This is a genomic window from Devosia sp. Z6_126 (genome assembly GCF_058133495.1).
Window position 1 is genome coordinate 988,099 of the sequence record NZ_JBYUNO010000001.1, and the last position, 18,535, is coordinate 1,006,633.

Here is an 18,535-nt window from a genome sequence, read left to right on the forward strand (position 1 = left end):
ACATCGGCTCCCGGGTGGGGCCCTTGCAAGAGAAACCTTGCCGTGACCATCGAACCACACAGCTTTTGGCAGCAGATCGTGCCGCAGGGCACTTATCCTGGCGACCCGGAAACCGGCTATCTCGGCGGCTATCCGGCCCAACTTGCGGATGGGCGCGAATTGCTGCTGCCCATTCGCGTCCTGCCCGGCGATGGCACCAGGGCGGTTGCCTCCCTGATCATCAACCAGGCGAGCTTTGCCGTGGAAGATGCACTGGCCGAGCAATTGGCGGGGCTGCTCGCCCCTCATGCGCCCGATGTGGTGGTTGGGGTGCCGACGCTTGGTTTGCCGCTCGCCAATAATGTGGCGCGCCGGCTGGGCCACCCCCGGATGGTGGCGCTCGGAACTTCGCGCAAGTTCTGGTATGTCGAGGATCTCTCCGAGCCGATCAGCTCGATCACCAGCCCGGGACTGGGCAAGACCATGTTCGTTGATCCCCGCATGCTGCCCCTGCTGGAGGGCAAGCGGGTGGCGGTGATCGACGATGTGATCAGCTCGGGCACCTCGACAGCAGCCGTGCTGCGGCTGCTAGGGAAGGCCGGGATCGAGCCGGTGGTGATCGGGGTGGCGATGCTGCAGGGCACGCGGTGGCAGGAGCCACTGGCGCCCTGGCGAAAGCGCATCGTGGCGCCCCTGGCTTCGCCCTTGCTGCAGCGCGAGGGCGAGGGTCCCTGGCGGCCATTGCCGAACGGGGCCAGCTGACAGCAAAAAGCACCCCCAAGCTCGTCGGGAGTGCTTTTCCAAGCTCACGAGGCGAAGGCGAGCTCAGGCCGCCTTGGCGTCTTCGGTCTCGTCGGTGCGGTCCATGGCGCGCATATAGAGATCGAGCAGGGTTTCGTGCTCGTCACGCTCGTCCTGGTCCTGCTTGCGCAGCTTGATGATCTCGCGGATCACCTTGACGTCGAACCCTTCGCCCTTAGCCTCGGCAAAGATCTCTTTCTTGCCTTCGTTGAGTTCGGCGATCTCGCCTTCGATCTGCTCGATGCGTTCAACAAAGGAACGGATCCGTCCACCCGCAATACCAGCGTCGCTCATGGTGCCTCCTGGGTTTCAATGAGATCGGCACTATTCGCGGCTGCGGGTTGACGGAAGGTAAACCATAAGCGGTTGTCCCGGGATCTTTGCGCGGGCGCCGCGAAACGCGCGCCGGACTATTGCAGGGCGCTGCGCAGATTGCCGTCAACGCCGGCCAGAGCGGCTTCCGCGTCCGCCCGATCGAGCGACTTGAGCAGCATGACGGCGGCGATCTTGATGCTGCCGCCGGCAGTGGCGAGGGTTTCGGCGGCGGTGGCGTAATCGGTGTCGGTGAGGGTCGCGACCATTTTGGCGGCGCGGTCCTTGAGTTTGGTATTGGTGGGGCGCATCTCGACCATGAGGCCGCGATAGACAAACCCCAGCCGGATCATCACGCCCGTCGAGATGCAATTAAGTGCCGCCTTTTGCGCGGTGCCAGCCTTCATGCGAGTGGAGCCCGAAAGGATCTCGGCCCCGGTATCAAGCAGCACGGCGATGTCGGCGACTTCGCCCAGGCGAGCGCCTGAGTTGTTGAAGATGCTGATCGTCAAGGCACCCTTGGCGCGGGCATGCTGGACGCCGGCAATGGCATAGGGGGTGCGGCCGCTAGCGGCGAGGGCAATCACCACGTCGTTTTCGTTGACGCCGATGCCCTCGAGAGCCTCGATGGCCAGCTGCTCGCTGTCTTCGGCACCTTCGGCGGCGCGGAACACGGCATCTTCCCCGCCTGCCATGAGGCTGAGGGCGCGCTCATAGGGCCAGTTGAAAGTGGGGGGCAGTTCGGCAGCGTCCTGGGTGGCGATGCGCCCCGAGGTGCCGGCGCCGAGGTAAACGAGGCGACCACCACGGGCCAGCCGTTCGGCGCCCCGGTCAATGGCTTCGGCGATGGGGGCGCTGGCGGCCTGGACGGCACTGATCGCGCTGAACTGGCCTTCCAGAATGCCGGCAACGAGATCGGTGCTGGACCAGTCTTCGAGATTGGCGAAGCGCAGGGAGGCGGATTCAGTGGTGTGGCTCATAAAGGGGCCTCCTGTTGGTGAGTGGTTCTGGCCCATTGGGCAGCGTGGCTGGCGGCGTCGATCTGGGGGAAACTGACTGATGTTTCCGGTAGGGCAGCGGTCAGGCCGGATTTGATCAGGGGGTGGAGCGTCGTGATCCCACCCACAAAGGCGACGGGGAGCCTGCCGGCACGGCCAATCAGCGCCTTGGCGAGGCGGGCGAGTTCATCGGCGGCGCGCTCGAGGACCTCGGCTGCCAGTGGATCGCCGGCAGTCGCGGCGCGGGCCACGGCCTGGGCGAGGGTGCCGATGCGGCCGCGGTCGCTTCCATAAACAAAGGCGCGGGTCTGGTCCCAGTGATCGCCGTCCGTCTCGGCAAAGAGTTCGCGCGCGAGGATGGCGGCATCGGCGGGGCCGCCGGTCGCATCGATGCGGCGATAGAGTTGATCAAGCGCGGTCAGGGCGATCCAGGTGCCCGAGCCGCCGTCATCGATCAGGAGCCCGCGACCGCCGACCCGGAGCATGGTGCCGTTGGCATCGAGATGCAGCCCGATCGAGCCAGTTCCCGCCGAGATGAGGTGCCCTTCGCCCGGAGCAAAGGCGGTGCGAAAAGCCAGTTCCATGTCGTCGACGAGGCGAATGGCGCCTGCCTGGAGCTTGAAGCTGCTGCCGACCAGTTGCCGTGCCTCTTCATGCACGCTTTGGCCCAGCCCTGTAATGCCCAGGCAGGTAGCATGGATGGGCTCTTGAGGGAGCGCTGCGGCGATAGCGGCGAGGGTGGTGGCCAGTCGCTCGCGTTCAGCGGGATTAAAGAGATGGCCGGTGGCGCCGGCGGCCGAACCACGGGCGAGCGGGGTGCCAGTTGCATCCACCAGCACCCAGCGCGAGGCGGTGCCGCCGATATCGATGCCTAGAAAGCCTGCCATCAATGTGCCTCGGCAACCGCCCGGGCAAAGCCGCGGGTGATCTCGCGCGGATTGGTGATCATGGTGCCGACCACGACGGCATAGGCGCCAGCAGCGATCGCGGCTTGCGCCAGTTCGGGGGTGTTGAAGCGGCCTTCGGCGATGATGGGCGTCTTAACGGCGGCAGCAAGCGCACGGATCAGCTCGAAGTCGGGCAGGTCGGGCTTGGGCTGGGTGTATTCGGTGTAGCCCGAGAGGGTGGTCGAAACATAGGTCGCGCCCATGGCCGCCGCCGCGATGCCCTCCTCCAGCGTCGAGACATCGGCAAAGCTTTCGAGCCCGAGCCGGTCGCGGATATGGGCTATGATGGCAGCGGGTTCATCGCCATGGCGGGGGCGCGGGGTGCAATCCAACGCGATGATATCGGCGCCGGCTGCCGCCAGCGCATCGGCGGCCGCAATGGTGGGGGTGATGTAGACGGGCGCGTCGGGGGAAAAGACCTTGTGGATACCGATCACCGGCAGACCCGCAGCTTTCACGGCCCGCACATCCTCAGGCCCATTGGCGCGAATGGCGCTGGCTCCCCCATCGCGCGCGGCCAAGGCCATGGCGCCCATGAACTGGGGACCATGCAGGGGATTGTCGGCCCGGGCCTGGCAGGACACGATGAGGCTCCCCTGTTGCAGGCGCAGGCTCATTTGATGGCTCCCGAGGTCATGCCGCTGATGAACTGCCGGGACAGCACGATATAGATGATGATGATGGGAAGGGCCGAGAGGGTGAGGCCGGCATAAAGCACGCCGTAGTCGGTGGAATATTCACCCATGAAGGTGGTGAGGCCCTGGGGGAGGGTTTTCAGGCGATCGTTCTGGATGAACACCAGCGGGAAGAAGAAGTCGTTCCAGATGGGGACGACATTCTGGATGCCCGCGATCACCATGGCCGGACGCACCAGGGGCAGCATGATCGACCACATGATCCGCGCTTCGCTGGCGCCATCCATTCGCGCGGCATCTTCAAGTTCATTGGGCAGGGTGCGGATGAACCCGGTCATGATGAAGATCGTCGTGGGCAGGCCCATGGCGGTATAAACGAAGATCAGCGAGAGCTGATTGTTGAGAATGCCCAGATCGCGCATCAGCATGAAGAGCGGGATGATGGCGAGCTTGAGGGGCAAGGTGAGCCCCGCGATGAAGAACATCAGGATAAAGCCGGCGCCAAAGAACTCGTAGCGCGCCAGCGCATAGGCCGCCATCGTGCCCAGGGTCAGGATCAGCGCCATGGAGGCGCCAGTCACGACAAAGGAATTGATGAGGTATTGAAGGAAGTTGGTCTGCGTCCAGATGCGGCTGAAATTGACCAGATTGGTGAAATCAGGAATGCCGAAGGGCGAAGCGAAGATCTGCGGCGTGGTCTTAAAGGCCGAAAACATCATGATGACGATGGGCGCCAGCATGATGAAGGTATTGGCGATGAGGATGATCTGGATCAGCCCGTCGCGCCCTAGGGTGGCGATCAGGCCGGGACGATCGCTGTAAGTGCTGGTGACCGTGCTCACAACTGGATCTCCCGTGCGCGCAGGCGCACCGTGATGACGCCGGCGATGGCGGCGATAAAGAGGAAGATCAGCACGGCAAGGGCACTGCCCAGACCGAAGTCTTGCTGACCAGAGGACACGTTACCGAAGGCGGTGCGGTAAAAATAAAGGCCCAGCACGTCGGTAGAGCCAAAGGGCGAGCCATCGAGCCCCGCCATCACATAGGGCAGCTCGAACCAGTTAAAGGCGCCCACAAACAGCAAGACGAAGACGACGGTGGCGCTGGGCGCGACGAGCGGCCAGACGATCTTGGTGATCTTGACCCATTCGCTGCGGGTTTCCATGCGCACGGCATCGAGCATTTCCGTGGGGATGCGCTGCATGCCGGCGAGGAAGACAAGGGTGGGAAAGCCGACCATGTGCCAGGCATTGGCCGCGATCAGGGCCCAAAGCGCGGTTGAGCTTTGCCCGAGCCAAGGTTGCGCCAGTTCGCCCAGGCCCATGCCGCGCAGGCTGATGTTGACGACGCCGAACAGCGGATGAAGGAAGAGCTTGAAGAGATAGCCGACAATGATGGTCGAGAGCACGACGGGCAGGAACACCGCGATGCGGTGAAAGCGGGCGCCGGGCAGTTCGCGCCACAGCGCATAGGCAAGGAAGAAGCCAAGGCCGTTCTGCAGCACCATCAGGGCAAAAAAGACGATGATGTTGTGGGAGAAAGCGTTGCGGGTCCAGCTGGCATAGGGCTCGACAAACAGCACGGTATGAAAGTTGTCGAGGCCGACAAATTCGCCGCGCAGCAGCCCGTTCCAGTCAAAGAAGGCATAAGCGAAGGCGGAGATGATCGGATAAACGACGAACAGCGCCACAAAGGCCAGTGGCGGCACGATCAGCGCCGTGATCCAAAGCCCGCGCCCGGTGAGGCGAAGTTGTGGCATGGTGTTCTCCAGCTAGGATCTCCCCCGCCGGTGGGCGAGGGAGGGATTGGGCGAAGGGGTGATCAGTCCTGGAAGGGCTCGTACCAGACCTTAAGGCCATCGGTGATGGCTTGGCCCGCGGCTTCCGGCGTGGTTTCGCCGGCAAACAGCTTTTGCACTTCGCTCTGGATCAGCACCGAGCCGGAGGGCTCGCCATAGCGGAAGTTCACGAGAAACAGGTAGGGGATCGAGGTGGCATTGAGCTCGGCAACCTCGGCCAGGAGCGGATCCTGGAAGGTTACGCCCGGTGCGGTCGAGATGTTGTTGAGGTTGTCGGCAAAGGCCTGACCGAACTCGGTGCTGGCGAGATAGTTGATGAACTTGAGCGCCGCTTCCTTGTTGGCGCCGGCGGCATTGGCTGCATAGCCGCCGTCGAAATAGAGAGCGACAAGCTTTTCGTCCTTGGCAGTACGGCCGGGGGCGGCAAAGACGCCGAGTTCCAGATCGGGGTTCTGGGCGCGGAAGGTGGCCAGCTCATAGGAGCCGCCGCCAAACATCGCCGCCATGCCCGAGGAGAACAGCTGCTGGGCGCTGGCATAATCAAGGCCGATAAAGCCGTCCGGGAAGTACTGTGACAGGTCTTTGAGAGCGGCCAGGGCACTGGTGAAGCGCTCATCGGTGAAGTCGGTTTCGCCCGACATGATATCGGCAACGAAATCCTTGCCCATCAGCGAGGACACGAAGTCGAAGGTCACGGTCTCGTTCTGCCAGGCCGTGGCGGTGCCATTGGCGATCGGGATGATGCCGCTGTCCTTGAGCTTCTGGCTCAGCGCCATGAACTCGTCCCAGGTCTGGGGTTCGCTGAGGCCTGCATCATCGAAAATCTTCTTGTTGTAGATCACGAGCTGAGTCTGGCTGGCGAAGGGCACGGCATAGACCTTGCCGTCGGCGCGCACGGTTTCGGCGGCCAGCGCTTCGGGCGTGTAGTTGGCCAGAGCCGGCACGATTTCGGTCGTCAGCGGCTCGAGATAGCCGGGCACGGCGATGTTTTCGAGCCCCCCATAGGCGCGGACCATCATCAGGTCGGGCCCGCTGCCGCCGGCGAGAGCCGTGGCGAGAATGGTGTTGTAGTTCGTGGCTTCGAAGGTTTCGAAGTTTACGGTGATGCCGGGATTGGCGGCTTCGAACGTGTCGATGAACTGGTCATACTGGGCGCGATCTTCCTGGCGCCAGCTCCAGAAGGTCAGGTCCTGCGCCAGTGCGGGCGCCGCGACGGTGATGGCGGCCAGTGCGGCCCCGATCCGAATGAGTGTGCTTGGCATTTCAACTCCCTTGATTTGTTTGCAGGCGTAATCGTCATCAACTCGCCACCTGGATTACGCGGGTAACCGGCGGCCATCTTCGGCAGAAAAGAAATGGATCGCGTCATTGTCGAGCAGCAGGCCGACCGGCGCGTCGGGCTCATAGAGATCATTGGGCGTGGTGCGGATGCCCACCAGCGTGCCATCCACGAGCCGGGCATAAACAAAGGCGTTTTCACCCAGATATTCGGTGTAAACGACTTTGGCCGGAATGGCGCTGGCACCCGGCTCGCGCTGAATGCGCATGGCGTCGGGGCGAATGCCCAGGCGTAGCGCACCTCCACCGGCGGGCAGGCGAGCGAGTGGCACCGTGGCGCCGGCGACAGTCACGGCATTGCCGGTGCGCTCAGCATTGATCACCGCCATTTTAGGCGAGCCGATAAAGGTCGCCACAAAGAGATTGGCCGGGGTTTCATAAAGTTCGCGGGGCGAGCCCACTTGCTCGATCCGACCGGCATTCATGACGACGATCCGGTCGGCCAGGGTCATGGCTTCCACCTGGTCGTGGGTCACATAGATCATGGTGCCACCGATTTCCCGGTGCAGGCGCGCGATTTCGAGGCGCACTTCGGAGCGCAGGGCTGCATCGAGATTGGACAGCGGCTCATCGAGCAGGAACACTTCGGGCTTGCGCACAAGGGCGCGGCCAATGGCAACGCGCTGGCGCTGGCCGCCCGACAATTCGCGCGGGCGGCGCTTAAGCAGTGGCTCGAGCTGCAGCATGCGCGCGGTTTGGGCGATGCGGGCTTCGACCTCGGTCTTGCTCAGGCCCATCAGGCGAGCGCCAAAGGCCATGTTCTCGTAGACATCCATATGCGGGTAAAGCGCATAGCTCTGGAAGACCATGGCGATGCCGCGCTGGGACGGATGCACTTCGTTCATGCGCCGGCCGTTGAGGATGAACTCGCCTTCGCTGATGGGGTCGAGGCCGGCGATCAGGCGTAGCAAGGTCGACTTGCCGCAGCCGGAGGGGCCGACAAACACCACAAATTCACGGTCACCGATGTCGAGATCGATGCCATGGAGCACTTCAGTGCTCTTGAAGCGTTTCTTGACGCCACGAAGGTTCAACCGCGCCATGCATGGCCTCCTGCGCACGGACCATACCAGTGCAATACCACAGCATTGAACAAGGCGCTGCGGATGTAAAGCACTTGTCGCATTTTGCCTCAGTCTTCCAGGTGCAGTTCGGCGACAAAATCATAGCGATCACCGCGGTAAGCGGAGTGAGTCACCTCAATGGGCTTGCCATTGGCGAGAAAGGAATGGCGCTCGATATGAAGGATCGGGCTGCCTTCGGGAATGTCTAGATGACGAGCCTCGTCCGCGTCCGCTACCGCGGCGCGCAGCCGCTGCAGAGCGCGCACCGGTCGGTTACCGGTGTGTCGCATGGCTTCGTAGAGTGAATGCTCGATCCGGTCTGGCTCAACAGCAAACAAGGGGACCACGGCGTTTTCAATGGCCAGCGGCTCGTCGTCCGCCAGGCGCACGCGCGAAAGGCGGAGCACTTTGTCGCTGGGAGAAAGGGCGAGCTTGAGCAATTCGTCGGGCTTGGGCAGGCTGACCGTCTTGTCCAGCAGAATGGACCGACCCGCAAGGCCCCGGCGCGTCATGTCAGCGGTGAACCCGACCAACACCGACATGGGCTGATCGAATTTGCGCGCGACATAGGAGCCGGCTCCTGGCCGGCGGGACACCAGACCTTCGCGGAACAGCTGATCAATAGCCTTGCGCACGGTGACGCGAGAAATGCCGGTGGCCCGGACCAAAGTGCGCTCCGAAGGCAGCGATTCGCGGTAACGCAGGTGACCGCTTTCGATCAGGCCGCGAATGGCGCGGGCGAGCTGCAGATAAAGTGGGTCTTCATGGGCCATGTCGCTGCGCATGGCAGCAACAATGGCCTGCGACAGGGCAGAGGGCAGCTCTTCACTCTGGGGCGCAAGCGCCGCCAGCCCGTTTTCTGCCATCACCGGCCCCTCCCGATAGATCCAGTATGATACCAGTCTCGACAGAGCAGACGTTATGGCGCTAAGCTCGTCAACGCAAGAAGCGCTGCCAAGCTTTGTGAAGCAAGGCTATCGACCTGTTGGTTGATTGCCGTTCCCGCTCTCCCAGGCATAAGCTCGCCCTCGGCACCGTGATGGCCCATAAGGCATCAAAGAGCGCGCAAGAGTTTCGCACCGGAGATCACAATGCATCTGAAGTTCGGCAAGCCGTTTTTGTCCAGCGTCGCCATAGCGACGATGTTTTCCGCAGCCCTGGCGCTGCCCGTTGAGGCGGCGAGCTTGCGCATGGCCTGGGCGCAGGACGCCACGGGGCTTGATCCGCACACCCAGACCGCATTCTCGTCCCTGCGGCTGCTGGAGTTGATCTATGAGCCTCTCGTGCGGCTCGACGGCAAACTCAATGTGGTGCCGGCGATTGCCGAAAGCTGGAGCTTTTCCGAAGACGGCACCACGCTGACCTTCAAGCTCGATGCCGATGCCAAGTTCAGCGACGGCACGCCGGTGACCTCCGCGGACGTCAAGGCTTCGTTCGAGCGGTTGCTGGATGAAGCAACAGGTGCCGCGGCTCGCTCCAATTTCCTGTCCATTGCCTCCATCGACACCCCCGACGAGGGCACGGTGGTGTTCACCGTGTCCCAGCCCGATGCGCCGATCCTCGTGGCCATGGCCACGATCAATGCCGCTGTGGTACCGACCAGCGCTATTACGGCGGGCAGCATCGGCACCACAGCGCTTGGCTCGGGTCCGTTCAAGCTCGACCAGTGGGATCCTAATTCGCGCGAAGTGCTGAGCGCCAATCCCGAATGGGCGGGCGGCGAGCTTGCCATCGATGGCATCACCATTTCGGTTCTGCCCGATGAGACCGCGATCCTGGCCTCCCTGCGTGCGGGGCAAACCGACTTTGCCCTGCTCAACGATCCGCTGATCGCCACGCTCGTTCCTAATGAGCCGAACCTGCAGCTCAATGCTATTCCGGGCCTTGCGTACAACGTGCTCCAGCTCAATCCCTCGCGAGCGCCGATGGACAACCTCCTGGTGCGGCAGGCCATCTCTTGCGCGGTCAACCGCCAGGAAGTGCTCGATACCGCCCTAGTGGGTGAGGGGCAGGTCACCGGCCCCCTGACCATGCCGGCCTATGCCAGCGATCCCAGCACGCTGTTCTGCTATGAGCAGGACCTGGAAAAAGCCAAGGCGCTGATGGAAGAAGCCGGGATGGCTGACGGGTTCAAGGCCACCGTCATTGCCGCCAGCGGGGAACCTCCGGTCGCCTCGGCCGAGGCCCAGGTGCTGCAGAGCCAGTTGGCAGAGATCGGGGTTGATCTCGAAATTAAGATCATGGAGCTCAATGTCTTTGTCGATACCTGGTTGGCCGGTGATTTCGACATGGCAGTCGCCCAGAACGGCGGCCGTCCCGACCCCTATCCAATGTACAATCGGTACTTCACTAAGGATGGCAATCTGCTCGCCGTTTCCAACTATGTCGATGACGAGCTCGACAGCTTGATGCAGCAGGGCCGGATCGAAACGGACCCCGCCAAGCGCAAGGAAATCTTTGGCCAGTTCGAGGCGCATCTGGTGGAGATGGCCCCGTGGATTTGGCTGTCGACCTCCAACACCTATACGGCCCAGCTCAAGACCGTGTCGGGCTTTGAGCCTTCGCCGACCGGTACGCTGTTCGGCCTGACCAAGGTTTCCGTCACCCCCTGATGCCTGAAGGCGGGCCAGGGGCCCGCCTCCTTTCCCAACGGTTGATTTCATGAACTACGTCGCGCAGCGGCTGCTGACCTTTCCGCTGATCCTGCTGGGCGTTTCGGTGCTGGTATTCGTGTCCATCCGGCTCATTCCGGGCGATGCGATCACCGCCATGCTGGGCACGGAAGCGGGCCTGCTGACCCCGGCGCAACGTGCGTCCCTAGCCGCCTATTTCGGCATCGACCAACCCATCCACCTGCAATATTGGCGCTGGCTTACTGGGCTCTTCGGGGGCGATATGGGTGTGTCGGTCACCTATGGCCGGCCGGTGCTGTCCGTGATCCTCGAGCGCTTCCCGCTGACGCTGGAACTGGCCGTTTTGTCCATGCTCATCGCGCTCAGCATCGGGGTGCCGGCGGGGGTGCTCGCGGCGACGCGGGCGCAGCGTCCCACTGACCTCGTCGTGCGGGTGCTGGCCATGCTGGGTCAATCGACGCCCGGCTTTGTCGTGGGCCTCGTGATCATCTTCGTGCTGTCGGTTTATTTCGGCGTCGTGCCGGCCATGGGCACGTTCACGCCGCTCCACGTCGATCCCCTGGCCAATCTGAGCCAGCTGATCTTTCCGGCGCTGACGCTGGGCTTTGCCTTTGCCGCATCGGTGACCCGCATTTCCCGTTCGGCCATGCTCGATGTACTGCATGAAGATTATGTACGCACCGCCCGCTCCAAGGGCGCTTCGTCTCGCAGCGTCATCTGGCGCCATGCCTTGCCCAATGCGCTCATTCCCGTGGTGACGCTGAGCGGGGTGGAGTTCGGTTATCTCCTTGGCGGCGCCGTGATCGTCGAGCAGATCTTTGCTTTGCCAGGGCTTGGGCGGCTGACGCTGGATGCAATCAGCCAGCGCGATTACGCTTTGGTGCAGGGATCGGTATTGTTCGTGGCTTTCAACTTCCTCATCGTCAATCTTCTGGTTGATCTCGCCTATGCGGCGCTTGATCCCCGCATTCGGCTGGGGAGTCGCTGATGGGTTTGCTCAAAGCTATTGCCGCTCATCCGAGCGGCCGGATCGGCGCTGCCATCGTCACCCTTTATATCTTCCTCGCAATCCTTGGGGCTGTGGGCATCACCCCTCATGATGCCCTGCAACAGTTTCGCATTGACCGGATGAAGGCGCCGAACGGCACCTATCTGATGGGCACTGACCTCCTTGGACGCGATACGGCCAGCCGGCTGATGGTGGCGATCGGGCAGTCCTTCGTTGTCGCCTTTGCTTCGGTTGGCATTGCGACGCTGGCGGGGACGGTCATTGGCCTGTTTGCCGCCTGGTGGGGCGGCCCGGCCGATGGCGTGCTGATGCGGTTGATGGATGTGCTCCTGGCTTTTCCCGCGATCCTTCTGGCGCTGCTGATCATCGCTATTGTCGGCCCCGGCACCATGACCAGCATTGCCGCCATCGGCATTGTTTATACACCGATCTTTGCGCGCGTCGTGCGCGGCCCGACCTTGTCGCTGAAGCGGCGGGAATTCATCGAGGCAGCCAAGACCTTTGGATCCTCGCAATGGTTCATCCTCACCCGCCACCTGCTGCTCAATCTCGTGGCGCCGCTGACCGTGCAGGTGACGCTGGCGCTGGCATGGGCCCTTCTCACCGAGGCGGGGCTCAGCTTTCTCGGTCTCGGCACTCAGCCCCCGTCGCCTTCGCTGGGCTTGATGATGAGCGAGGCGCGCAACCTGATGCAGCAGGCGCCCTGGCTGCTGATCTTTCCCGGGCTGACGATCATGTTGGGTATTTTGGGCTTCAATCTCTTCGGCGATGCCCTGCGCGACATTCTTGATCCTCGCACGCAGGGGCGCACCCCATGAGCCCGCTGCTTTCTGTTCGTGACCTGCGGGTGGGCTTTGGCCGTGATCCCAAAGCCAATGAAGTTGTGCGGGGGGTCAGCTTTGAGCTCGACCAAGGGCAGACCCTCGCTATTGTGGGGGAAAGCGGTTCGGGCAAGTCAGTTACGGCCTTGTCGATCAACCGGCTGGTTGATTTTGGCGGCGGGCGCATCACTGGCGGCACCGTAAAGCTGCAGCGGCCTGACGGCGACCTGCTCGATATTACCAGTGCCGAGGAGGGTGTGCTGCGCCGGATTCGGGGGCGCGAAATCGGCATGATCTTCCAGGAGCCCATGACTTCGCTCAATCCGGTGCAAACCATTGGCAAGCAGATCGAGGAAGCCTTCCGCCTCAACCGCGGGCTTGAGGGCCGCGCGGCAACTCTGGCGGCAGAGCAGGCGCTGGAACGCGTCCGCATTCCCGATGCCAAGGCGCGGCTGGCTTATTATCCACACCAGCTATCTGGCGGCATGCGCCAGCGCGTGATGATTGCGATGGTGATCGCCAGCAATCCGCGTCTGCTGATTGCCGATGAGCCGACCACGGCGCTCGACGTGACGGTGCAGGCGCAGATCATGGCGCTCTTGGCCGAACTGCGCGAAGAAACCGGCATGGCGATGATCTTTATTACCCATGACATCGGGCTCGTCGCCGGAATTGCCGACCAGATCATGGTGATGCAGAACGGGGTTGCGGTGGAGCAGGGGGCGCTCGATGGCGTGCTGGACCGGCCGCAGCACGATTATACCAAGCACCTGCTCGGAGCGGTGCCCCATTTCAACCAGGGTAGTGCGGTGCGCAGCGATGCGCCGCGCAAAGGCTCCGAGCAACGAGCAGTGACCGTCGAGGACCTTGTGGTTCGCTTCCCGGTCAAGCGGGGGCTGTTTGCGCGCGCTAGGGGCGCGGTGCATGCGGTGGATGGGGTCGAGTTCGATCTGGCGCCCGGCGAAACGCTGGCCATTGTGGGGGAAAGCGGCTCGGGTAAATCCACTACCGCCAGGGCCATGCTGGACCTCGTCGCCAGGACCCGTGGCAACATCGAGACGGCCAGGGGCGCAGGTGAGCGTCCGATGCAGATGGTGTTCCAGGATCCGTTCGGTTCGCTTAATCCCCGTCTCAATGTGCGTGACCTGATGGCCGAGCCTGCCATTGCCGCTGGTCAGAAGCTGGATGGAAAAGTGCGTGAGCGCATGAGCATGTTGCTGGGCCGTGTTGGGCTGCCCGAAGATGCTCTCCTGCGCTTTCCGCATCAGTTCTCGGGCGGGCAGCGCCAGCGGCTCTGCATTGCGCGGGCGTTGATGCTGAACCCCAATGTTCTGGTGCTGGATGAAGCCGTGTCAGCGCTTGATGTGTCGGTGCAAGCAAAAGTGCTGGATCTGCTCGTGGAACTGCAGCAGGAATTCGGGCTCGCTTACCTTTTCATCTCGCATGACATGGCCGTGGTGGAGCGGATCGCCCACCGGATTGCCGTGATGTATGCGGGCCAGTTCGTCGAGATTGGAGCGGCAGCCTCGGTGCTGTCTGATCCGCAGCACAGCTATACCAGGCGGTTGATTGCGGCGGTGCCTACTATCGAGCGGCGGCGTCAGCACTTCACCGTGGATGCCACCCAGATCCCATCGCTGGTGCGGCCGCCGGGCTATGAGCCAGCTACGCCGAACTGGCGAGATGCTGGTATTGATCACCGGGTAAGGCTGGAGGACGCATGAGCCTAGAGGATGTTGCGGAGCGCGCTTTTGCCCCCGTGCGGCACGCGATTGAACAAGGGCGCATCCCCGGCGGCGTGCTCGGAGTGGTTGAGCGGGACGGTTCCCGGGCAACAAGGGCTATCGGCTTTGCACAGCTGGTACCAGAGCAGCGCCCCATCAGCGAAGCCTCTTGGTTCGATCTGGCGTCACTCACCAAGGTGATCTTTACCACCCCGCGCATTCTTGCGCTGGCGGATGCGGGCACCATCGATCTCGATGCACCCATCATCTCAGTGCTGCCAGATTGGCGGCAGTACAATCCCGACAATTGGGAACGCAAGATCACCTTCCGGCAGTGTTTGGGACACCAAACGCCGCTACCTGGGGTATTTCCCATCTATACCTATGGCAGTGATCCCGAGCTGTTGCGCGCCTTTGTGATGCAGCATGAATGGACGTCCGGTCCGGCGGTTTATTCCGATCTCAATTTCATCCTTCTGGGCTTTGTGCTGGAGCGGTTGCAGGGCTGCTCCATGCGCCAGATCGATCCCGGACCGGGTTTCGCCTGGTCGGTTGACCCAATTCAGGCGGTAGCAACGGAACAGGATCCCTGGCGCGGCCGGGTCATGGTTGGCGAAGTGCATGACGAGAACTGTTACGCGCTGCAGGGTTCCGGTCACGCCGGGCTGTTCGGCACCGTTGGCGCCGTGCTCGACTTTGCCGAAGGCCTCCTGAATGGCACGGGTGCTTCGGCCAAAGCCATCGAGCTGATGCGCACCCCAATGTCGGGACGCCGGACCCATGGCTGGGAGCGCCCCTATGAGGGGTGGTCGGGTGGGGAGGCTTGCTCGGCCGAGACGATTGGCCATACCGGCTTTACCGGCACCGGCCTATGGATCGATTTCGCGAATAGCCGGGCCTGGACTCTCCTGACCAATCGCGTCCATCCGACCCGGCATTTCGACAGTGGCATTATGAGCCTGCGGCGCGCCGTAGGCGATCTTATTAGCGGCAATGGAGAATAGCACCGTGGACCCGATCTGGACTGTTGGGCTGATGACCGGCACGGTGCTGGACGGCAATATCGATGTTGCGCTGCTCAAGACCGATGGCGAGCGGATCGAGCAGTTCGGCGCCTATACGCTGGCGCCATATACGAGCGAGGTTCGCCGATTGCTCGAAGCAACCCTGGCCGCCGCTCGGCAGTGGAACTTCGAGGGGCCCGAGCCTGCCATTTTTGCCGAAGCCGAAGCCGCGCTCACCCGCGCCCAAGCTGAAGCGGTGCGACAGTTGGTGGAAAGCACGGGCCTCAGCATAGCCGATATTGGCATTGTTGGTTTTCATGGACAGTCGGTGCTGCACCGGGCGCCCCAGCGGGGCCGGATCGGTGCAACCCGCCAGTTGGGCGACGGCGCGTTGATGAGCCAGTTGCTTGGCGTGAAAGTTGCGTTCGATTTTCGCTCGGCCGATGTGCGCGCCGGTGGGCAAGGCGCGCCTCTCGCTGCCGTCTACCACCAGGCGCTGCTGCGGGGCATTGGGGCGAGCGGCGACACCGCCGTCCTGAACTTGGGCGGGGTGGCCAATGTCACTTGGTGGGACGGCGAAGCCGGGCTGATTGCCTTTGACGCCGGTCCCGCCAACGCCCCGCTTAACGACTTCATGAAGGCGCTAGGCCTGGGTGAGATGGATCGCGACGGTGCACTTGCCGCCAGCGGCCAGGTCGATGAGGCGCGGCTCGCGCAATTGCTGCAGCATCCTTATTTCTCCGCGCCCTTTCCTAAATCGCTCGACCGCTTCGACTTCACCGCTGCGATGGCCGACGGTCTCGATCCCGCAAGGGGTGCGGCGACCCTCACCGCGTTTACCGCTGGAGCGGTCGGCAAGGCACTGGACCTGTTGCCGGAGCGCCCAACCAAGCTGGTGGTGTGCGGGGGCGGGCGGCGTAACCCGACCATCATGGCGATGTTGCATGAGCGTGCCGGCGTGGAAGCCATTCCCGCCGAAGCAGTCGGCTGGCGTGGCGATGCGGTGGAGGCGGAATGCTTTGCCTTCCTTGCGGCTCGCGTGCTGCGGGGGCTGCCGATCAGTTTTCCGACCACCACCGGGGCGCCCCATCCTCTCACCGGCGGGCGCATTGCCGGCTAAAGCGGCTTTTGCAAAAAGGTGCGTGTTCGCCCTGCGGGGAAGTTGGGCAGGGCACCAAAGGGCACATAGCCGGCACGCTGGTAAACCTTGAGCGCCACGGGACTGAACGTGTCGATATAAGCGCCGTGGCAGCCGCGGCTACGCGCTTCTGCTTCCGCTTCCTCGAGCATGCGCCCGGCCAGGCCGTGGCCGCGCTGGCCTTCATCCAGCCACAGCCACTGCACGTAAAGCCAGCCCCATGCCGTATAGCCGGAAAGCCCGCCCACAAGCGTGCTAGTACCGTCTTTGAGTGTCACGGCAAGGGCTCGCCGCTCCGCTGGCCCGACATCTGCCTGGTTGAAGGCTGCCAATCCTTCACTGATCGCCGACAGGTCGGCGGCCGAGGGCTCGGCTGTCACGGTCAAGATAATGCTCATCTGCTTGGTGCTTTGCTGCTGCCGTTCTGTTCCCCGGCAAGTAGCACATTTGGGCTTATCTGCTGGGCTTTCACCTGTGTCTTGCGGCGGGGCTACACCCCTCTTTGGAGATTAGCAGCCATCGACCGACGCGTGCTCCGACACGGCAAATGCGTCGAGGTTAATGCTTTGTAAAGCCGCGGCATGCTCAAGCGGAGAATACGGCGCCAACTGAACCGCTTTCGGTTTGGAGACTGCCAAGCAACAAGGCAATATCGTGCGCACTGATTACCTGCTGAAGCGCGTCCGAGAGCTATTCACCGGATCGAGCAAGGCTGTGGGCTTTGCCGCCGCAACATCGGCGTCCTCGCCTCGCGTCAATGACATTGCTGGCCTGGTCAGCCATATACGCGCGCGCAATTCAACGGCCGTGATGGCGGGGTGCGTGCTCCTTGTCGGGCTCGACGAGATCCGGGCGCGCGTTGGGGAGGGATGGAACACGCTCGCGGATCGCGCCACTGGCATAGCCGAGGAGGTGCTGCAGCAATTTCTGGGCCCGCAGGATGTGTTCCAGCTGTTGCCCAGTGGCGCGTTTCAGGTTTGCTTTGAGACCCAGGACGAAGCCTTCGCGCACTTCCAGGTGCAGCGTATCGCGGCGCGGATCGAGGAAAGGATCAAGCTGGAGCTGCAACATGGCGCTCCCATGGTGTCGGTCGAAAGCTTTGCCGCGGCCGTTGACTCGCAACGTTTTACCGAAACCAGCGACCCGCTGGCGGCCCTCCATGCCAGCTTACTTGACATTCGCGATCAGGTCAGCGACCGGTCGGCCAAACGCCACCGCATCACCGCGCTCCGTTATGCCAGTGCCCTGTTCCAGCCGCTCTGGCCTAGCCGCGCCTTTGGTAAAACCATCAACCGGAGCCTGCTTGATAGCTGGGTAGGGACCGCGGCGGCCGAACATCTTACCGCGCTCGAAAGCCGAGATGAGCTGCTGGAGGCGCTCGCCAATCTTGATTGCGTGTTGTTCGCCAAGTCCGTCGAAGGCCTGCATCAGGCGCTTGGAGACATCAAGCAGGCCAGCGTCATGGTTCCGGTGCAGTTTCAAACTCTGCTGGGTGCTTCGCCCGAGTTCATCGAACTGGGCGCGGCCCTGCCTCCACCCTATCGCAAGTTCCTGTTGCTCGACGTTATCGGCGTGCCTTCCGCGGCAAGTGCGCTTGAGTTGCTCCAGGTCGTCAGAACGGCGCGCGAGATCACCGAACGTGTCGTGTTGCAAGTTACGCCTTGGGACGACCGGTTGAACGATGGCGTTCGTGGCGCGACCTGGGGGTTGTCCATCTCGCTGGGTGAAGCCGAGGGCGAAAACCTGCAAATGGCGAGCGAACTCGAGCGGTTCGGGCGGGAAGCGCGGCTTGCCGGTCTGGCCAGCTTTGCTTATGGCGCCAATACGATCGGCAAGGCGGAAGCGGCCTATTCCGCTCAATTCAATTACCTAGGTGGGGCTGCGGTGCACAGTACGCTCGCCACGCCGCGCTCGCATGCGCGCTTTGCGCCGCTGTTTGGGGACCGGCTTCCAAGCTCGGCTGCTGGCGATGACCGCGCGGAATTGCGCGCTGATCCCCGCTTTGTGCCCCTTAATACGCAGGCGCTGATCTTCCTGCCCGATGGCCGGCAAACCCGCTGCCGCATTGCCAATGTTTCGGCCTCGGGCGCGGTTGTGCTGACCTTTCTGGCTCTGGGGGTCGGCGACTATCTCGCGATCGGCGCCATCGGCGCCCAGGTCGTGCGGGTAACCCGCGGCGGCTTTGCGGTGCAGTTTCTCGAGGTGCAGCAAGCCTTGAGCCTCGAAAGCGCACTGCAGGCTAAAAGCATTGAACCGAGGCTGCTCAAGACCCTGCAGGAATTGGGAGCCGATCGCTTGGGGCACCGGAGCAAAGCTTAGTACCGGAGGCGGGCT

18 protein-coding genes are annotated in these 18,535 nt (G+C 62.9%); 8 read left to right on the plus strand and 10 right to left on the minus strand.

The window, feature by feature from the left end; genetic code table 11:
* Nucleotides 1-42 precede the first annotated feature (42 nt).
* Complete coding sequence (locus AC3YOG_RS04850) at nt 43-741, plus strand: phosphoribosyltransferase (protein WP_489934274.1); 699 nt, start codon at nt 43-45, stop codon at nt 739-741.
* A gap of 63 nt (nt 742-804) precedes the next feature.
* On the opposite strand, the gene AC3YOG_RS04855 is transcribed toward AC3YOG_RS04850, so the two are convergent.
* The 9 genes from AC3YOG_RS04855 to AC3YOG_RS04895 form a co-directional block, all read right to left on the minus strand.
* Nucleotides 805-1,074: a DUF2312 domain-containing protein gene (locus tag AC3YOG_RS04855; RefSeq protein WP_127754919.1), complete on the minus strand. Its 270-nt coding sequence runs from the start codon at nt 1,072-1,074 to the stop codon at nt 805-807.
* 116 nt (nt 1,075-1,190) lie between these two features.
* On the minus strand, nt 1,191-2,072 hold the full coding sequence (locus tag AC3YOG_RS04860; RefSeq protein ID WP_489934275.1) for an N-acetylmuramic acid 6-phosphate etherase: 882 nt from the start codon (nt 2,070-2,072) through the stop codon (nt 1,191-1,193).
* A complete protein-coding gene (locus tag AC3YOG_RS04865) occupies nt 2,069-2,977 on the minus strand; it encodes an N-acetylglucosamine kinase (protein WP_489934276.1) in 909 nt (302 codons plus the stop codon). The genes AC3YOG_RS04860 and AC3YOG_RS04865 overlap by 4 nt, the downstream gene beginning before the upstream one ends.
* Nucleotides 2,977-3,654, minus strand: a complete 678-nt coding sequence (locus AC3YOG_RS04870; RefSeq protein ID WP_489934277.1) for an N-acetylmannosamine-6-phosphate 2-epimerase — start codon at nt 3,652-3,654, stop codon at nt 2,977-2,979. The genes AC3YOG_RS04865 and AC3YOG_RS04870 overlap by 1 nt, the downstream gene beginning before the upstream one ends.
* Entirely contained in the window at nt 3,651-4,514 is an 864-nt protein-coding gene (locus tag AC3YOG_RS04875; RefSeq protein WP_248305190.1) for a carbohydrate ABC transporter permease, read from the minus strand. Before AC3YOG_RS04875 ends, AC3YOG_RS04870 begins: the two co-directional genes overlap by 4 nt.
* Complete coding sequence (locus tag AC3YOG_RS04880) at nt 4,511-5,431, minus strand: carbohydrate ABC transporter permease (RefSeq protein ID WP_489934278.1); 921 nt, start codon at nt 5,429-5,431, stop codon at nt 4,511-4,513. The genes AC3YOG_RS04875 and AC3YOG_RS04880 overlap by 4 nt, the downstream gene beginning before the upstream one ends.
* 62 nt (nt 5,432-5,493) lie before the next feature.
* Nucleotides 5,494-6,732, minus strand: a complete 1,239-nt coding sequence (locus AC3YOG_RS04885; protein WP_489934279.1) for an extracellular solute-binding protein — start codon at nt 6,730-6,732, stop codon at nt 5,494-5,496.
* A gap of 54 nt (nt 6,733-6,786) precedes the next feature.
* A complete protein-coding gene (locus AC3YOG_RS04890) occupies nt 6,787-7,851 on the minus strand; it encodes an ABC transporter ATP-binding protein (RefSeq protein ID WP_127754914.1) in 1,065 nt (354 codons plus the stop codon).
* A gap of 89 nt (nt 7,852-7,940) precedes the next feature.
* Nucleotides 7,941-8,738: a GntR family transcriptional regulator gene (locus tag AC3YOG_RS04895; protein WP_489934280.1), complete on the minus strand. Its 798-nt coding sequence runs from the start codon at nt 8,736-8,738 to the stop codon at nt 7,941-7,943.
* A 276-nt stretch (nt 8,739-9,014) separates the two neighbouring features.
* Between AC3YOG_RS04895 and AC3YOG_RS04900 the strand changes: the two genes are divergently transcribed.
* Genes AC3YOG_RS04900 through AC3YOG_RS04925 form a run of 6 tightly spaced genes read left to right on the plus strand, consistent with a single transcriptional unit; the run spans nt 9,015 to nt 16,183 of the window.
* Complete coding sequence (locus tag AC3YOG_RS04900) at nt 9,015-10,484, plus strand: ABC transporter substrate-binding protein (RefSeq protein WP_489934552.1); 1,470 nt, start codon at nt 9,015-9,017, stop codon at nt 10,482-10,484.
* Nucleotides 10,485-10,533: 49 nt separating this feature from the next.
* Entirely contained in the window at nt 10,534-11,493 is a 960-nt protein-coding gene (locus tag AC3YOG_RS04905; protein WP_489934281.1) for an ABC transporter permease, read from the plus strand.
* Nucleotides 11,493-12,332: an ABC transporter permease gene (locus tag AC3YOG_RS04910; protein WP_489889560.1), complete on the plus strand. Its 840-nt coding sequence runs from the start codon at nt 11,493-11,495 to the stop codon at nt 12,330-12,332. Before AC3YOG_RS04905 ends, AC3YOG_RS04910 begins: the two co-directional genes overlap by 1 nt.
* Nucleotides 12,329-14,059, plus strand: coding sequence for an ABC transporter ATP-binding protein (locus AC3YOG_RS04915; RefSeq protein WP_489934282.1), 1,731 nt, complete (start codon nt 12,329-12,331; stop codon nt 14,057-14,059). Before AC3YOG_RS04910 ends, AC3YOG_RS04915 begins: the two co-directional genes overlap by 4 nt.
* Nucleotides 14,056-15,063, plus strand: coding sequence for a serine hydrolase domain-containing protein (locus AC3YOG_RS04920; protein ID WP_489934283.1), 1,008 nt, complete (start codon nt 14,056-14,058; stop codon nt 15,061-15,063). The genes AC3YOG_RS04915 and AC3YOG_RS04920 overlap by 4 nt, the downstream gene beginning before the upstream one ends.
* Before the next feature lie 4 nt (nt 15,064-15,067).
* Nucleotides 15,068-16,183 (plus strand): anhydro-N-acetylmuramic acid kinase, encoded by a 1,116-nt coding sequence (locus tag AC3YOG_RS04925; protein WP_489934284.1) that lies wholly within the window; start codon nt 15,068-15,070, stop codon nt 16,181-16,183.
* On the opposite strand, the gene AC3YOG_RS04930 is transcribed toward AC3YOG_RS04925, so the two are convergent.
* Nucleotides 16,180-16,599 (minus strand): GNAT family N-acetyltransferase, encoded by a 420-nt coding sequence (locus tag AC3YOG_RS04930; RefSeq protein WP_489934285.1) that lies wholly within the window; start codon nt 16,597-16,599, stop codon nt 16,180-16,182. The genes AC3YOG_RS04925 and AC3YOG_RS04930 overlap by 4 nt on opposite strands.
* A gap of 256 nt (nt 16,600-16,855) precedes the next feature.
* On the opposite strand from AC3YOG_RS04930, the gene AC3YOG_RS04935 reads away from it, so the two are divergent.
* A complete protein-coding gene (locus tag AC3YOG_RS04935; RefSeq protein WP_489934286.1) occupies nt 16,856-18,520 on the plus strand; it encodes a hypothetical protein in 1,665 nt (554 codons plus the stop codon).
* The last annotated feature ends 15 nt before the right edge of the window (nt 18,521-18,535 follow it).

Bases quoted from the DNA above. Each gene is read 5' to 3' on its own strand.
- AC3YOG_RS04855 (WP_127754919.1), bottom strand. From the start codon at position 1,074: ATGAGCGACGCTGGTATTGCGGGTGGACGGATCCGTTCCTTTGTTGAA.
- AC3YOG_RS04860 (WP_489934275.1), bottom strand. From the start codon at position 2,072: ATGAGCCACACCACTGAATCCGCCTCCCTGCGCTTCGCCAATCTCGAA.
- AC3YOG_RS04865 (WP_489934276.1), bottom strand. From the start codon at position 2,977: ATGGCAGGCTTTCTAGGCATCGATATCGGCGGCACCGCCTCGCGCTGG.
- AC3YOG_RS04870 (WP_489934277.1), bottom strand. From the start codon at position 3,654: ATGAGCCTGCGCCTGCAACAGGGGAGCCTCATCGTGTCCTGCCAGGCC.
- AC3YOG_RS04880 (WP_489934278.1), bottom strand. From the start codon at position 5,431: ATGCCACAACTTCGCCTCACCGGGCGCGGGCTTTGGATCACGGCGCTG.
- AC3YOG_RS04885 (WP_489934279.1), bottom strand. From the start codon at position 6,732: ATGCCAAGCACACTCATTCGGATCGGGGCCGCACTGGCCGCCATCACC.
- AC3YOG_RS04890 (WP_127754914.1), bottom strand. From the start codon at position 7,851: ATGGCGCGGTTGAACCTTCGTGGCGTCAAGAAACGCTTCAAGAGCACT.
- AC3YOG_RS04895 (WP_489934280.1), bottom strand. From the start codon at position 8,738: ATGGCAGAAAACGGGCTGGCGGCGCTTGCGCCCCAGAGTGAAGAGCTG.
- AC3YOG_RS04900 (WP_489934552.1), top strand. From the start codon at position 9,015: ATGTTTTCCGCAGCCCTGGCGCTGCCCGTTGAGGCGGCGAGCTTGCGC.
- AC3YOG_RS04905 (WP_489934281.1), top strand. From the start codon at position 10,534: ATGAACTACGTCGCGCAGCGGCTGCTGACCTTTCCGCTGATCCTGCTG.
- AC3YOG_RS04910 (WP_489889560.1), top strand. From the start codon at position 11,493: ATGGGTTTGCTCAAAGCTATTGCCGCTCATCCGAGCGGCCGGATCGGC.
- AC3YOG_RS04915 (WP_489934282.1), top strand. From the start codon at position 12,329: ATGAGCCCGCTGCTTTCTGTTCGTGACCTGCGGGTGGGCTTTGGCCGT.
- AC3YOG_RS04920 (WP_489934283.1), top strand. From the start codon at position 14,056: ATGAGCCTAGAGGATGTTGCGGAGCGCGCTTTTGCCCCCGTGCGGCAC.
- AC3YOG_RS04930 (WP_489934285.1), bottom strand. From the start codon at position 16,599: ATGAGCATTATCTTGACCGTGACAGCCGAGCCCTCGGCCGCCGACCTG.